The sequence below is a fragment of the Polynucleobacter sp. JS-JIR-II-b4 genome (genome assembly GCF_018687815.1).
GTDB lineage: Bacteria > Pseudomonadota > Gammaproteobacteria > Burkholderiales > Burkholderiaceae > Polynucleobacter.
In genome coordinates, this window is sequence record NZ_CP061306.1 from 56,006 (window position 1) to 68,294 (window position 12,289).

Here is a 12,289-nt window from a genome sequence, read left to right on the forward strand (position 1 = left end):
AAAATGGCAAAAGAAAAATTCGAGCGGACAAAACCGCACGTAAACGTAGGCACCATCGGTCACGTTGACCACGGTAAAACCACATTGACAGCAGCAATTGCAACCGTGCTTTCTAAAGCATTTGGTGGTGAAGCTAAAGCATACGATCAGATCGATGCTGCTCCTGAAGAAAAAGCACGCGGTATTACGATTAATACAGCGCACGTTGAGTACGAGACTGCAAATCGTCACTACGCTCACGTTGATTGCCCAGGACATGCTGACTACGTTAAGAACATGATTACTGGTGCTGCTCAGATGGACGGCGCTATTTTGGTTTGTTCTGCTGCTGACGGCCCAATGCCACAAACTCGTGAGCACATCCTCTTGGCACGCCAAGTTGGTGTTCCTTACATCGTGGTGTTCTTGAACAAGTGCGACATGGTTGATGACGCTGAATTGTTAGAACTCGTTGAAATGGAAGTTCGTGAGCTTTTATCTAAGTACAACTTCCCTGGCGATGACACACCAATCATTCAAGGTTCTGCTAAGTTAGCTCTTGAAGGCGACGAAGGCCCATTGGGTAAAGAAGCCATCATGAAATTGGCTGAAGCACTTGACTCATACATCCCAACTCCAGAGCGTGCTGTTGACGGCGCGTTCTTGATGCCAGTAGAAGACGTGTTCTCTATCTCCGGTCGCGGTACTGTAGTTACAGGTCGTATCGAGCGCGGTATCGTTAAAGTTGGTGAAGAGATCGAAATCATCGGTATCAAGCCAACACTCAAGACAACATGTACTGGTGTTGAAATGTTCCGCAAATTGCTCGACCAAGGTCAAGCAGGCGATAACGTTGGTATCTTGTTACGCGGTACAAAACGTGAAGAAGTTGAGCGCGGCCAAGTATTGGCTAAGCCAGGTTCAATCACCCCACATACTCACTTTACAGCCGAGGTTTATATCTTGGGTAAAGATGAAGGTGGTCGTCATACTCCATTCTTTAACAACTATCGTCCACAGTTTTACTTCCGTACAACGGACGTAACTGGTTCAATCGAGTTGCCAAAAGACAAAGAAATGGTAATGCCTGGTGATAACGTAACTATTACCGTAAAACTCATCGCTCCAATCGCGATGGAAGAAGGTTTACGTTTTGCGATCCGTGAAGGTGGCCGTACTGTTGGCGCCGGCGTGGTTGCAAAGATTTTGGCTTAAGTAGTAAGTTTTAATTAGTAAAAATATTTAGCGGTTTGCTAACCGGTGACATCAGTGCTGCTGATGTCACCGAGCTCTTTAGATGTATAACGTGGCAGCACCACAACGCTCTTTGGAATTAATATGCAAAACCAAAAAATTCGTATTCGCCTTAAAGCATTTGATTACCGTTTAATCGACCAGTCTGCAGCTGAAATCGTTGATACAGCTAAGCGCACTGGTGCAGTTGTTAAGGGTCCAGTACCTTTGCCAACCCGTATTGAGCGTTTTGATATCTTGCGTTCACCACACGTGAACAAGACATCCCGTGATCAGTTAGAGATCCGCACCCATCTCCGTTTGATGGATATCGTTGATCCTACAGAGAAAACTGTAGATGCTTTGATGAAATTAGATCTCCCAGCAGGTGTGGACGTCGAAATTAAGTTGCAATAATTTGTTGTTTCCGGTCTTTTTACTTGTCAAGACTGGGTTTTCGGGATAGAATCTAAGGCTTCGCTCAATTATTTGGGCGAAAATCTTAGTTTTATCAGCACTAAAAACGTTGTAAGTTATTGATTTAGAAGTACTTTTACTTGTAAATCACTTAAATTAATTTTGCCGACCAATCGAAGTCGGCGTGGAGCATGAATATGAGCTTAGGCTTAATCGGCCGCAAGGTCGGCATGACCCGTCTATTTACGGACGAAGGGGATTCTATCCCTGTAACCGTAATTGACGTGAGCGACAACAGAATCGCTCAAATCAAGACCCAGGCAACTGATGGCTATGATGCTATCCAGTTGGCACATGGGACACGTAGAGCTACTCGCGTTACTAAAGCAATGGCTGGTCACTTCGCCAAAGCTGGTGTGATGGCTGGTAACGGTCTCAACGAATTCCAATTAGACGCAGCAAAAATCGCAGAGATGACACCAGGACAAGTAATTCCTGCTGACACTGCATTTACTGCTGGTCAAAAAGTGGACGTACAGGGTGTGTCTATCGGTAAGGGCTACGCAGGTACCATTAAGCGTTATCACTTCGCTTCTGGTCGTGCATCCCACGGCAACTCACGTTCACATAACGTACCAGGTTCTATCGGTATGGCGCAAGATCCAGGACGTGTTTTCCCTGGTAAGCGTATGACCGGTCACTTAGGTGACGTTACACGTACAGTTCAAAATTTAGTCATCGCACGCATTGATTCAGAACGTAATCTGATCATGGTTAAAGGCGCTATTCCAGGCGCCCCAGGCGGTAAAGTTATTGTTACTCCAGCGGTGAAAACACCGTTGAAGAAGAAATAAGGAGAGCGAATATGGAACTTAAGCTTCTCCAAGACAACGGTACTTTAGGTGCGGGCGTACAAGCTTCACCAGAAGTATTCGAACGTGAATATAACGAAGCCTTGGTACACCAAGTTGTTGTGGCTTACCAAGCAAATGCGCGTAGCGGTAACCGTGCACAAAAAGACCGTGAGCAAGTTAAGCACACAACCAAGAAACCTTGGCGTCAAAAAGGTACTGGTCGTGCACGTGCTGGTATGAGCTCTTCCCCGCTGTGGCGTGGAGGTGGTCGTATATTCCCGAATTCTCCAGAAGAGAATTTCAGCCAAAAAGTAAACAAGAAAATGTACCGCGCTGGTATGAGATCTATTTTGTCTCAGTTAGCTCGCGAAGGTCGTTTGAATGTTGTTGATCAATTTTCTCTTGACGCTCCAAAGACTAAAGTTTTAGCTGACAAAGTTAAAGCAATGGGCTTGGATTCAGTCTTGATTATTGTTGATCAGGTTAGCGAGAATTTGTACTTGGCATCACGTAACTTGCATAAAGTTGCTGTATGTGAGCCGCAGCACGCTGATCCATTAGCTTTGGTTCAATACAAAAAAGTATTGGTAAGCAAAGCTGCGATCGCAAAAATTGAGGAGTTGCTGAAATGAGCCAAGTCCGTAAAAATGATCACAACCTAATGAGGGTTCTGCTTGGACCGGTTATCTCTGAAAAAGCCACTATGGTTGCAGAGAAAAACGAACAAGTAGTTTTCCAAGTAGCTCGCGACGCAAACAAGAGCGATGTAAAACAAGCAGTTGAATTGCTCTTCAAAGTGCAAGTTGACTCAGTTCAAATCGTGAATCAAAAGGGTAAGCCTAAGCGCTATGGCCGTTTTGAAGGTCGTCGTGACCACACTAAGAAGGCCTACGTAAGCTTGAAGCCAGGTCAAGAAATTAACTTTGAAGCGGAGGCGAATTAATCATGCCTTTGATGAAGACAAAACCGACCTCACCAGGTCGTCGTTCAATGGTCAAGGTGGTAAATCCTGACCTGCATAAAGGTAAACCTTTTGCAGCGTTAGTAGAGCCACAATTCCAAAAAGCCGGTCGTAACAATAATGGTCACATCACTACCCGTCATAAAGGTGGTGGTCATAAGCATCACTATCGTGTTGTTGATTTCAAACGCAACGACAAAGATGGCATTCCAGCTAAAGTAGAGCGCTTGGAATACGATCCAAACCGCAGTGCAAATATTGCATTGATCGTGTTTGCTGATGGTGAGCGTCGCTATATTCTTGCTGCAAAAGGTATGACTGTTGGTCAGGCGTTGATGAGTGGCTCTGAAGCCCCAATTAAGTCTGGTAACAACTTGCCAATTCGCAATATTCCAGTTGGTAGCACTATTCACTGTGTAGAAATCATGCCAGGCAAAGGTGCACAAGTTGCACGTTCAGCCGGTGGTTCAGCAGTATTGTTAGCTCGTGAAGGTGTATACGCTCAAGTGCGTTTGCGCTCCGGTGAAGTTCGCCGTGTTCTGATTGAGTGCCGCGCCACTATTGGTGAAGTTGGTAACGAAGAGCACAGCTTGCGTCAAATTGGTAAAGCAGGTGCAAATCGCTGGCGTGGTATTCGCCCAACCGTTCGCGGTGTGGCAATGAACCCAGTAGATCACCCACACGGTGGTGGTGAAGGTAGAACTGGCGAAGGCCGTGTACCTGTATCTCCATGGGGCACTCCAACCAAAGGTTATCGCACACGTCGCAATAAGCGTACAACTTCGATGATCGTTCAACGTCGTCAAAAACGTTAAGCGATAAGGATAAATAGATATGACACGTTCAGCTAAAAAAGGCCCATTCTGCGACGCCAGCTTAGTAAAAAAAGTTGAAGTTGCACAAGCCAACAAAGACAAGAAGCCGATCAAAACTTGGTCACGCCGTTCAACAATCCTCCCAGACTTCATTGGTCTGACGATTGCTGTACATAACGGTCGTCAACACGTTCCGGTATATGTATCAGAAAACATGGTGGGTCATAAGTTAGGCGAATTTGCCTTGACCCGTACTTTCAAAGGTCACGCTGCTGACAAGAAAGTAACGAAGAAGTAAGGGGATGATGATGGAAGTTAAAGCTATTCACAAGGGTGCCCGCATTTCTGCGCAAAAGACACGTTTGGTCGCCGACCAAATTCGTGGTTTGCCGATTGCTCGCGCATTAAACATTTTGCAATTCAGCCCTAAGAAAGCTGCCTTCATTGTGAAAAAAGTTGTTGAGTCCGCAGTGGCCAACGCTGAACACAATAAAGGTGCTGACATTGATGAGCTCAAGGTTTCAGCAATTATTGTTGATAAAGGCACTTCATTGAAGCGCTTTACCGCACGCGCTAAGGGTCGTGGCAATCAAATTGAAAAACAAACTTGTCACATTAGCGTGACCTTGAGTAACTAAGGAAATATATGGGCCAAAAGATAAACCCAACCGGATTCCGACTCGCGGTAACGAAGAATTGGACATCACGTTGGTATGCAAACAATACTGACTTCGCAAAGATGCTGAAAGAGGACGTAGACGTTCGCATCTACCTCAAGAAGAAACTGAAGAATGCATCCGTAAGTAAAGTAGTTATCGAGCGTCCTGCAAAGAATGCACGTATCACTATCTACAGCTCACGTCCAGGCGTTGTAATCGGTAAAAAAGGCGAAGATATTGAAGTGCTCCGCCGCGAATTACAAAAACGTATGGGTGTCCCAGTTCACGTGAATATCGAAGAAATTCGTAAGCCTGAAGTTGACGCACAATTGATTGCTGACTCTATTACTCAACAGTTAGAGAAGCGCATCATGTTCCGCCGCGCAATGAAGCGTGCAATGCAAAACGCAATGCGTCTTGGCGCACAAGGCATCAAGATCATGTCATCAGGTCGTTTGAATGGTGCTGAGATTGCTCGTCGCGAATGGTACCGTGAAGGTCGCGTTCCACTTCATACATTGAAGGCGGATATTGATTACGCAACTTCCGAAGCTGAAACTACATACGGCATCATCGGTGTAAAAGTTTGGGTATACAAAGGCGACACATTGGGTCGTGGTGCTGAAGCTCAAGTAGCTGCTCCATCTGCTGAACCAGCTGCCGAAGAAAAGAAAACTCGTCGTGCTCCAAGCAAGACAGCTGCTCGTAAACCAGCTGCTGGCACAGACAAGCCATTAGTTGCTGCTAAACCAGCAGTAAAGCGTGTGCGTAAGGTTGAAACACCTGCCGCAGATACGCAGAAGTCAGGAGAGTAAGCATGCTACAACCAAAGCGTCGCAAGTATCGTAAGGAACAAAAAGGCCGTAACACTGGCGTGGCAACACGCGGTAGTTCTGTAGCCTTTGGTGACTTTGGATTGAAGGCCGTTGGCCGTGGTCGTTTGACTGCGCGTCAAATTGAGTCAGCACGTCGTGCAATGACTCGTCACATTAAACGTGGTGGCCGTATTTGGATTCGCATTTTCCCAGATAAGCCAATTTCACAAAAACCTGCTGAAGTACGTATGGGTAACGGTAAAGGTAATCCAGAGTACTACGTAGCTGAAATTCAACCAGGCAAAGTGCTCTACGAGATGGACGGTGTTGATGAGCAATTGGCGCGCGAAGCTTTCAAGCTTGCTGCTGCTAAGTTGCCTTTACAGACCACTTTCGTGATTCGCCACTTAGGTTGATCGGGATAGAGATTATGAAAAATACAGAATTAGCTTCAAAAGATCTGAATGCATTGAATGCAGAGTTAACCGAGTTGCTTAAGACCGGTTTCAAACTTCGCATGCAAAAAGGCACTCAGCAACTAACAAATACCAGCCAATTGGGTAAAAATAAGCGCGACATCGCTCGTGTGAAGACTTTTATCGCCCAAAAGACTGCACAGAAATAAGGAAAAAGGGATATGACAGAATTATCTAAACCCTTGCGCCGTACCCTCGTGGGACGCGTTGTTAGCGACAAAATGCAAAAAACTGTGACGGTGTTGGTTGAGCGTCAAGTTAAGCATCCAGTGATTGGTAAGTACGTTGGCCAGTCTAAAAAGTACCACGCTCATGACGAAGCTGGCACATACAAGATGGGTGATACCGTTGAAATTGCTGAATCTAAGCCAATTTCACGCACTAAATCTTGGGTTGTGACCCGTTTGGTTGAGGCTTCAAAGGGTATTTAAAGAAATATTGGGGATTTTGGCGAAGATTCTTCCCAAATCCCTTTTTTACGTAGTAGAATAGAAGGCTTCTCTGGTTTTATTGGAGAAGCAGTGTTTTTCATTAATTCCGGGTTTTAACTCTCGTTAAAGCCCATAGACGGAACCAAGACTGTTTGCCTTTGGCCAATAAGTTGGGGATTAGAAATGATACAAACCGAAAGTAGATTACAGGTTGCCGATAACACAGGCGCCAGTGAAGTGTTGTGCATCAAGGTATTGGGCGGCTCTAAGCGTCGTTACGCCAGTATCGGTGATGTCATCAAAGTCAGCGTTAAGTCTGCTGCTCCACGTGGCCGTGTTAAAAAAGGTGACATTTATAACGCCGTAGTAGTGAGAACTGCTAAGGGTGTTCGCCGTCCAGATGGTTCATTGATTAAGTTCGATGGCAACGCTGCGGTTTTGCTCAACGCTAAGTTAGAGCCAATTGGCACACGTATCTTTGGACCAGTGACGCGCGAGTTGCGTACTGAAAAGTTCATGAAGATCGTTTCTCTCGCCCCCGAAGTTATTTAAGAGGCTGATATGAAAAAGATTCGTAAAGGTGATTCCGTAGTTCTGTTGACTGGCCGCGATAAGGGCAAGCAAGGAACTGTTACAGCCGTTCTCGAGAACAAGTTAGTGATCGAAGGCGTAAATATTTATAAAAAGAGCGTTAAGCCAAATCCAGCAGCCGGTGTTACTGGCGGCATGATTGACAAGACGATGCCTGTTCACATTTCTAATGTGGCTGTGGTTGACGGTAACGGCAAACCATCACGTGTTGGTATCAAACTCGTTGATGGCAAAAAGCAACGTTTCCTCAAAACCACTGGCGCAACTTTAAGCGCATAAGGGGCACGGAGAAATTATGAGCACACGTTTTCAAGAGCACTATCAAGCTAAAGTTGTTGCAGATTTGATCGCCAAATTTGGTTACAAATCTGTAATGGAAGTTCCACGTATCACTAAGGTAACCCTGAATATGGGCTTGGGCGATGCAGTGAACGACAAGAAGATTATCGAAAATGCAGTTGGCGATTTAACTAAAGTTGCGGGCCAAAAGCCAGTTGTAACTAAAGCGAAAAAAGCGATTGCAGGTTTCAAAATTCGTCAAGGCTACCCAATCGGTGCCATGGTGACATTGCGTGGTGCACGCATGTACGAATTCTTGGATCGTTTCGTTACTGTTGCATTGCCACGCGTACGTGACTTCCGCGGTATTTCTGGTAAAGCATTTGACGGCCGTGGAAACTACAACATCGGCGTTAAAGAACAGATCATTTTCCCTGAAATCGAATACGACAAAATTGATGCCCTCCGTGGTCTCAATATCAGTATTACGACGACTGCTAAAACCGACGAAGAAGCAAAAGCTTTGTTGGCAGCATTCAAATTCCCTTTCCGCAATTAAGAGGCTAACGTGGCAAAACTATCCCTGATTGAGCGCGAGAATAAGCGCGCAAAAACTGTAGAGAAGTACGCTGCCAAGCGTGCTGAACTCAAAGCGATCATTGCTGATCAATCACGCAGCGATGAAGAGCGCTATGAAGCTCGCTTGAAGCTACAGGCACTTCCACGTAACGCAAGCCCGATTCGTCAAAGAAATCGTTGTTCATTAACCGGTCGCCCACGTGGCACATTCCGTAAATTCGGTTTGGCTCGTAGCAAGATTCGTGAAATCGCCTTCCGTGGCGAAATCCCCGGTTTAACCAAGGCCAGCTGGTAAGCGGCGAAAGAATTAGGAGAACTCATGAGTATCAGCGATCCAATCGCCGACATGTTGACAAGGATCCGCAATGCGCAAGCAGTGCAGAAACCCGTAGTCTTGATGCCGTCGTCAAAAGTTAAAGTAGCCATCGCAAAAGTTTTGCAAGATGAAGGCTATATCGAAAGTTTCGAAATCAAAGGTGAAGCAGCTAAGCCAGTGCTCCACATTGATCTCAAATACTATGCAGGCCGTCCTGTTATTGAGCGTATTGACCGTGTGTCTACACCAAGTCTGCGTATCTATAAAGGCCGTCATGACATTCCAGAAGTAATGAATGGCTTGGGCATTGCAATTATTTCAACCCCTCAAGGCGTAATGACAGACCGTAAAGCACGTGCAACAGGCGTGGGCGGCGAAGTTATTTGCTACGTAGCTTAAGGAGCGAAATATGTCCCGCGTAGGTAAATCACCAATTACAGTCCCTAAGGGCGCTGAGATCAGCATCAACGGTGCAAACGTGACTGTTAAGGGCCCATTGGGCACTTTGACACACAACTTGCATCCTTCTGTTGGTTTGAAACAAGAAGATGGCGTATTGACAGTTGTTTTAAATAACAACTCACCAGAAGCTGGTGCACAGTCAGGTACAGCCCGTGCTTTGGTTAACAACATGGTTGTTGGCGTGACTGCTGGCTTTGAGCGCAAGCTCAGCTTGGTAGGCGTTGGTTATCGTGCTGCTGCTCAAGGCGAAACATTGAAATTGCAGTTAGGTTTCTCACACGACATTATTTACAACCTGCCAAAGGGTGTGAAGGCTGAGACTCCAACTCAAACTGAAATCATTATCAAAGGTTCCAACAAGCAGCAAGTTGGCCAGGTCGCAGCTGAAGTTCGCGCATACCGTTCACCAGAGCCATACAAAGGCAAGGGTGTTCGCTACGTGGATGAGGTTGTGCATCTGAAAGAAACTAAGAAGAAGTAAGCGAGATTAGAAAATGAATAAAGACGAATCCAGACAAAGACGCGCTAGGCAGACTCGTATTCGCATTGCCGAAGCATTGGCAAATCGCTTAACAGTTATCCGTAGCAATACTCATATTTCTGCTCAGGTTTATAGCCCATGCGGAACCAAAGTTGTAGCAGCTGCTTCAACAATGGAAAAAGATTTGCGCCAAGCGATCAAAAACGGCGGCAACGCTGAAGCGGCAAAACAAATCGGCAAGTTAGTTGCTGAGCGTGCTGTTAAAGCAGGCATTGTTGATGTTGCGTTTGATCGTTCCGGTCATCGTTATCACGGCCGTATTAAGGCCTTAGCTGAAGCTGCGCGTGAAGCCGGCCTGAAGTTCTAATAGGGTTTAGGAAAAAACATGGCAAAAATGCAAACTAAGATGCAAAACGAAGAGCGTGATGATGGTCTTCGCGAGAAGATGATCGCTGTTAATCGTGTAACTAAAGTGGTTAAAGGCGGTCGTATTCTCGGCTTCGCTGCACTCACTGTAGTTGGCGATGGCGATGGCCGCATCGGTATGGGCAAAGGCAAATCAAAAGAAGTTCCGGTTGCCGTTCAAAAAGCAATGGACGAAGCTCGTCGCAAGATGATCAAAGTAACTTTGCGTAAAGGTACTTTGCAGCACACCGTTACTGGTCAGCATGGCGCTTCACGCGTTTTGATTTCACCAGCTAAAGATGGTACTGGAATTATTGCTGGCGGACCAATGCGTGCGATTTTCGACGTAATGGGTGTAACTAACGTGGTTGCTAAGTCACTTGGCTCTACAAACCCATACAACTTGGTTCGTGCAACCATTGATGGTTTGAGCAAGATGAGTACTCCTGCTGAGATTGCTGCTAAGCGCGGTAAATCAGTTGAAGAGATTCTCGGCTAAGACCAAAAGATTAGGAATCTATAAATGACAACATCTAACTCCAAAGTCAAACTGCAATTAGTACGCAGCTTGATCGGTACACGCGAAAGCCACCGTGCAACTGTACGAGGCTTAGGCCTTCGTCGCATCAATTCAGTTTCTGAATTGGAAGACACTCCAGCTGTTCGCGGCATGATTAATAAAGTTTCTTATCTAGTTAAAGTCGTTGGCTAATAACTAGCAAGTAAATAGGCGAAGAATATGCAACTCAATACAATTAAACCTGCAGAAGGCTCCAAGAAAAACCGTCGTCGCGTTGGTCGCGGCATTGGTTCTGGTCTTGGTAAAACTGCTGGCCGCGGTCACAAAGGTCAAAAATCCCGTTCTGGTGGTTTCCATAAAGTCGGATTTGAAGGCGGTCAGATGCCTATGTATCGTCGTTTGCCAAAACGCGGTTTCGTGTCTTTGACACGTCGTCACGTTGGTCAAGTTACCTTGAATGACTTAGCAAAAATCAACTTGCCAGAAGTAGACTTATTGGTATTGAGAGCTCACGGCTTTGCTGGTGAGCAAATCAATGCGGTTAAGGTTATCAAGACTGGCGAGCTAAAGATTGCTGTAACCCTCAAGGGCATCACAGCAACTGCCGGTGCAAAAGCAGCTATTGAAGCTGCTGGTGGCAAATTGGTTGAATTGGTTTAATAGGTCTTTTAGTAGATATGGCATTAGCACCTACCAATAACGCAAACACTGCAGCAACAGGTGGCAAGTTTGGCGAATTACGCCAACGCTTGATTTTCCTGGTGCTGGCTTTGCTCGTGTTCCGTTTGGGTGCTCATATTCCAGTCCCTGGAATTGATCCCGACCAATTGGCGCAGTTGTTTTCTGGCCAAAAAGACGGCATCTTGGGAATGTTTAACTTGTTCTCAGGTGGCGCCTTATCTCGTTTCACTGTATTTGCTTTGGGTATCATGCCGTATATCTCTGCGTCGATCATCATGCAGTTGATGACGATTGTTGTTCCATCTTTAGAGTCGTTGAAAAAAGAAGGCCAAGCAGGTCAACGCAAGATTACTCAATACACTCGCTACGGCACAGTATTTTTGGCAACATTTCAGGCATTAGGCATTTCTGTTGCGTTGCAAGCCCAGCCAGGTTTAGTAATTAACCCAGGCTTGATGTTTGAGCTCAATACTGTAGTTACTTTGGTAACCGGCACAATGTTCTTAATGTGGCTTGGTGAGCAAATTACTGAGCGTGGTCTTGGTAACGGTATCTCCATTATTATTTTCGGCGGTATTGTTTCAGGCCTACCAAATGCGCTAGCAAGCTTGTTAGAGTTGGTTCGCACCGGCTCAATGAATATTATTTCTGCATTGCTCATCGTTGTTATCTGCGTAGCGGTGACTTATTTTGTAGTGTTTGTAGAGCGCGGTCAGCGCCGTATCTTAGTGAACTACGCTAAGCGTCAAGTGGGTAACAAGATTTATGGTGGCCAGTCCTCTTACTTCCCATTGAAGTTAAACATGGCTGGCGTTATTCCTCCAATTTTTGCATCATCGATTATTTTGTTCCCTGCGACTATTGCCGGCTGGTTTACATCAGGCGAGCCGACCAATATGTTCAGTAGAGTTATTAAGGATTTGGCAGCCACTTTGGCTCCAGGTCAGCCCGTTTACACGATTTTGTATGCAGCAGCGATTATTTTCTTCTGTTTCTTTTATACCGCATTGGTATTTAATAGCCGTGAAACTGCCGAGAACTTGAAGAAGAGTGGCGCATTTGTTCCGGGTATTCGTCCAGGTGATCAGACAGGGCGTTATATCGACAAGATCTTAGTGCGTTTGACTCTAGCTGGCTCTATTTATATGGTTCTAGTTTGCCTGTTGCCAGAATTCTTGGTCTTGAAGTACAACGTGCCGTTTTATTTCGGTGGTACTTCATTGTTGATTATTGTTGTTGTTGCAATGGATTTCATGGCTCAAGTTCAGTCATATGTGATGCAACAGCAGTACGGCTCTTTGATGAAGAAGGCTAACTTCAAGATGGGCGCTTAAC

At 45.7% G+C, this 12,289-nt stretch carries 23 protein-coding genes; all 23 read left to right on the top strand.

All coding sequences use genetic code 11. From position 1 onward, the window contains the following. Positions 1–3: 3 nt before the first annotated feature. Positions 4–1,194: an elongation factor Tu gene (tuf, locus tag ICV90_RS00295; RefSeq protein WP_114637476.1), complete on the top strand. Its 1,191-nt coding sequence runs from the start codon at positions 4–6 to the stop codon at positions 1,192–1,194. Between the two features lie 123 nt (positions 1,195–1,317). Then, on the top strand, positions 1,318–1,629 hold the full coding sequence (gene rpsJ / locus ICV90_RS00300) for a 30S ribosomal protein S10 (RefSeq protein WP_011901899.1): 312 nt from the start codon (positions 1,318–1,320) through the stop codon (positions 1,627–1,629). A 197-nt stretch (positions 1,630–1,826) separates the two neighbouring features. Then, positions 1,827–2,483 (top strand): 50S ribosomal protein L3, encoded by a 657-nt coding sequence (rplC, locus tag ICV90_RS00305; RefSeq protein ID WP_072582122.1) that lies wholly within the window; start codon positions 1,827–1,829, stop codon positions 2,481–2,483. An 11-nt stretch (positions 2,484–2,494) separates the two neighbouring features. Further along, the gene (gene rplD, locus ICV90_RS00310; RefSeq protein WP_011901901.1) at positions 2,495–3,115 is read left to right on the top strand and encodes a 50S ribosomal protein L4; all 621 of its coding nucleotides are present in this window, start codon (positions 2,495–2,497) and stop codon (positions 3,113–3,115) included. Further along, positions 3,112–3,426 (top strand): 50S ribosomal protein L23, encoded by a 315-nt coding sequence (gene rplW / locus ICV90_RS00315; protein WP_068320111.1) that lies wholly within the window; start codon positions 3,112–3,114, stop codon positions 3,424–3,426. Before rplD ends, rplW begins: the two co-directional genes overlap by 4 nt. A 2-nt stretch (positions 3,427–3,428) precedes the next feature. Continuing rightward, positions 3,429–4,259 (top strand): 50S ribosomal protein L2, encoded by an 831-nt coding sequence (gene rplB, locus ICV90_RS00320; RefSeq protein ID WP_215358831.1) that lies wholly within the window; start codon positions 3,429–3,431, stop codon positions 4,257–4,259. Between the two features lie 19 nt (positions 4,260–4,278). Next, positions 4,279–4,557: a 30S ribosomal protein S19 gene (gene rpsS, locus ICV90_RS00325; protein ID WP_011901904.1), complete on the top strand. Its 279-nt coding sequence runs from the start codon at positions 4,279–4,281 to the stop codon at positions 4,555–4,557. Positions 4,558–4,564: 7 nt separating this feature from the next. Continuing rightward, positions 4,565–4,897, top strand: a complete 333-nt coding sequence (gene rplV, locus ICV90_RS00330; RefSeq protein ID WP_215360260.1) for a 50S ribosomal protein L22 — start codon at positions 4,565–4,567, stop codon at positions 4,895–4,897. An 8-nt stretch (positions 4,898–4,905) separates the two neighbouring features. Beyond that, the gene (gene rpsC, locus ICV90_RS00335) at positions 4,906–5,733 is read left to right on the top strand and encodes a 30S ribosomal protein S3 (protein ID WP_072582068.1); all 828 of its coding nucleotides are present in this window, start codon (positions 4,906–4,908) and stop codon (positions 5,731–5,733) included. Positions 5,734–5,735: 2 nt separating this feature from the next. After that, positions 5,736–6,149, top strand: coding sequence for a 50S ribosomal protein L16 (gene rplP, locus ICV90_RS00340; RefSeq protein WP_011901907.1), 414 nt, complete (start codon positions 5,736–5,738; stop codon positions 6,147–6,149). 14 nt (positions 6,150–6,163) lie between these two features. Next, the gene (rpmC, locus tag ICV90_RS00345) at positions 6,164–6,358 is read left to right on the top strand and encodes a 50S ribosomal protein L29 (protein ID WP_068320118.1); all 195 of its coding nucleotides are present in this window, start codon (positions 6,164–6,166) and stop codon (positions 6,356–6,358) included. Positions 6,359–6,370: 12 nt separating this feature from the next. Then, positions 6,371–6,640 (top strand): 30S ribosomal protein S17, encoded by a 270-nt coding sequence (gene rpsQ, locus ICV90_RS00350; RefSeq protein WP_011901909.1) that lies wholly within the window; start codon positions 6,371–6,373, stop codon positions 6,638–6,640. A gap of 183 nt (positions 6,641–6,823) precedes the next feature. Further along, positions 6,824–7,192, top strand: coding sequence for a 50S ribosomal protein L14 (rplN, locus tag ICV90_RS00355; protein WP_072582069.1), 369 nt, complete (start codon positions 6,824–6,826; stop codon positions 7,190–7,192). 9 nt (positions 7,193–7,201) lie between these two features. Beyond that, the gene (gene rplX, locus ICV90_RS00360; protein WP_011901911.1) at positions 7,202–7,510 is read left to right on the top strand and encodes a 50S ribosomal protein L24; all 309 of its coding nucleotides are present in this window, start codon (positions 7,202–7,204) and stop codon (positions 7,508–7,510) included. A gap of 16 nt (positions 7,511–7,526) precedes the next feature. Continuing rightward, complete coding sequence (rplE, locus tag ICV90_RS00365) at positions 7,527–8,069, top strand: 50S ribosomal protein L5 (RefSeq protein ID WP_046329383.1); 543 nt, start codon at positions 7,527–7,529, stop codon at positions 8,067–8,069. Between the two features lie 9 nt (positions 8,070–8,078). After that, complete coding sequence (gene rpsN / locus ICV90_RS00370; RefSeq protein ID WP_071464445.1) at positions 8,079–8,384, top strand: 30S ribosomal protein S14; 306 nt, start codon at positions 8,079–8,081, stop codon at positions 8,382–8,384. A gap of 24 nt (positions 8,385–8,408) precedes the next feature. After that, positions 8,409–8,804 carry a 30S ribosomal protein S8 gene (gene rpsH, locus ICV90_RS00375; protein ID WP_011901914.1) on the top strand — a complete coding sequence of 132 codons (396 nt, stop codon included), beginning with the start codon at positions 8,409–8,411 and terminating at the stop codon, positions 8,802–8,804. 10 nt (positions 8,805–8,814) lie between these two features. Next, complete coding sequence (gene rplF, locus ICV90_RS00380; protein WP_215358832.1) at positions 8,815–9,348, top strand: 50S ribosomal protein L6; 534 nt, start codon at positions 8,815–8,817, stop codon at positions 9,346–9,348. 13 nt (positions 9,349–9,361) lie between these two features. Continuing rightward, positions 9,362–9,715: a 50S ribosomal protein L18 gene (gene rplR, locus ICV90_RS00385; protein WP_046329386.1), complete on the top strand. Its 354-nt coding sequence runs from the start codon at positions 9,362–9,364 to the stop codon at positions 9,713–9,715. Between the two features lie 18 nt (positions 9,716–9,733). Then, a complete protein-coding gene (gene rpsE, locus ICV90_RS00390; RefSeq protein WP_011901917.1) occupies positions 9,734–10,252 on the top strand; it encodes a 30S ribosomal protein S5 in 519 nt (172 codons plus the stop codon). 24 nt (positions 10,253–10,276) lie between these two features. Next, positions 10,277–10,465 carry a 50S ribosomal protein L30 gene (gene rpmD, locus ICV90_RS00395; protein ID WP_215358833.1) on the top strand — a complete coding sequence of 63 codons (189 nt, stop codon included), beginning with the start codon at positions 10,277–10,279 and terminating at the stop codon, positions 10,463–10,465. 27 nt (positions 10,466–10,492) lie between these two features. Further along, on the top strand, positions 10,493–10,933 hold the full coding sequence (gene rplO, locus ICV90_RS00400) for a 50S ribosomal protein L15 (protein WP_215358834.1): 441 nt from the start codon (positions 10,493–10,495) through the stop codon (positions 10,931–10,933). Positions 10,934–10,950: 17 nt separating this feature from the next. After that, positions 10,951–12,288: a preprotein translocase subunit SecY gene (gene secY / locus ICV90_RS00405; RefSeq protein ID WP_215358835.1), complete on the top strand. Its 1,338-nt coding sequence runs from the start codon at positions 10,951–10,953 to the stop codon at positions 12,286–12,288. Position 12,289 lies beyond the last annotated feature (1 nt).

Bases quoted from the DNA above. Each gene is read 5' to 3' on its own strand.
- rplF (WP_215358832.1), top strand. From the start codon at position 8,815: ATGTCCCGCGTAGGTAAATCACCAATTACAGTCCCTAAGGGCGCTGAG.
- rpsJ (WP_011901899.1), top strand. From the start codon at position 1,318: ATGCAAAACCAAAAAATTCGTATTCGCCTTAAAGCATTTGATTACCGT.
- rplO (WP_215358834.1), top strand. From the start codon at position 10,493: ATGCAACTCAATACAATTAAACCTGCAGAAGGCTCCAAGAAAAACCGT.
- secY (WP_215358835.1), top strand. From the start codon at position 10,951: ATGGCATTAGCACCTACCAATAACGCAAACACTGCAGCAACAGGTGGC.
- rplC (WP_072582122.1), top strand. From the start codon at position 1,827: ATGAGCTTAGGCTTAATCGGCCGCAAGGTCGGCATGACCCGTCTATTT.
- rplB (WP_215358831.1), top strand. From the start codon at position 3,429: ATGCCTTTGATGAAGACAAAACCGACCTCACCAGGTCGTCGTTCAATG.
- rplX (WP_011901911.1), top strand. From the start codon at position 7,202: ATGAAAAAGATTCGTAAAGGTGATTCCGTAGTTCTGTTGACTGGCCGC.
- rpsE (WP_011901917.1), top strand. From the start codon at position 9,734: ATGGCAAAAATGCAAACTAAGATGCAAAACGAAGAGCGTGATGATGGT.
- rpmC (WP_068320118.1), top strand. From the start codon at position 6,164: ATGAAAAATACAGAATTAGCTTCAAAAGATCTGAATGCATTGAATGCA.
- rpsS (WP_011901904.1), top strand. From the start codon at position 4,279: ATGACACGTTCAGCTAAAAAAGGCCCATTCTGCGACGCCAGCTTAGTA.
- rplD (WP_011901901.1), top strand. From the start codon at position 2,495: ATGGAACTTAAGCTTCTCCAAGACAACGGTACTTTAGGTGCGGGCGTA.
- rplN (WP_072582069.1), top strand. From the start codon at position 6,824: ATGATACAAACCGAAAGTAGATTACAGGTTGCCGATAACACAGGCGCC.
- rpmD (WP_215358833.1), top strand. From the start codon at position 10,277: ATGACAACATCTAACTCCAAAGTCAAACTGCAATTAGTACGCAGCTTG.
- tuf (WP_114637476.1), top strand. From the start codon at position 4: ATGGCAAAAGAAAAATTCGAGCGGACAAAACCGCACGTAAACGTAGGC.
- rpsQ (WP_011901909.1), top strand. From the start codon at position 6,371: ATGACAGAATTATCTAAACCCTTGCGCCGTACCCTCGTGGGACGCGTT.
- rpsC (WP_072582068.1), top strand. From the start codon at position 4,906: ATGGGCCAAAAGATAAACCCAACCGGATTCCGACTCGCGGTAACGAAG.
- rplP (WP_011901907.1), top strand. From the start codon at position 5,736: ATGCTACAACCAAAGCGTCGCAAGTATCGTAAGGAACAAAAAGGCCGT.
- rpsH (WP_011901914.1), top strand. From the start codon at position 8,409: ATGAGTATCAGCGATCCAATCGCCGACATGTTGACAAGGATCCGCAAT.
- rplV (WP_215360260.1), top strand. From the start codon at position 4,565: ATGATGGAAGTTAAAGCTATTCACAAGGGTGCCCGCATTTCTGCGCAA.
- rplE (WP_046329383.1), top strand. From the start codon at position 7,527: ATGAGCACACGTTTTCAAGAGCACTATCAAGCTAAAGTTGTTGCAGAT.
- rplW (WP_068320111.1), top strand. From the start codon at position 3,112: ATGAGCCAAGTCCGTAAAAATGATCACAACCTAATGAGGGTTCTGCTT.
- rplR (WP_046329386.1), top strand. From the start codon at position 9,362: ATGAATAAAGACGAATCCAGACAAAGACGCGCTAGGCAGACTCGTATT.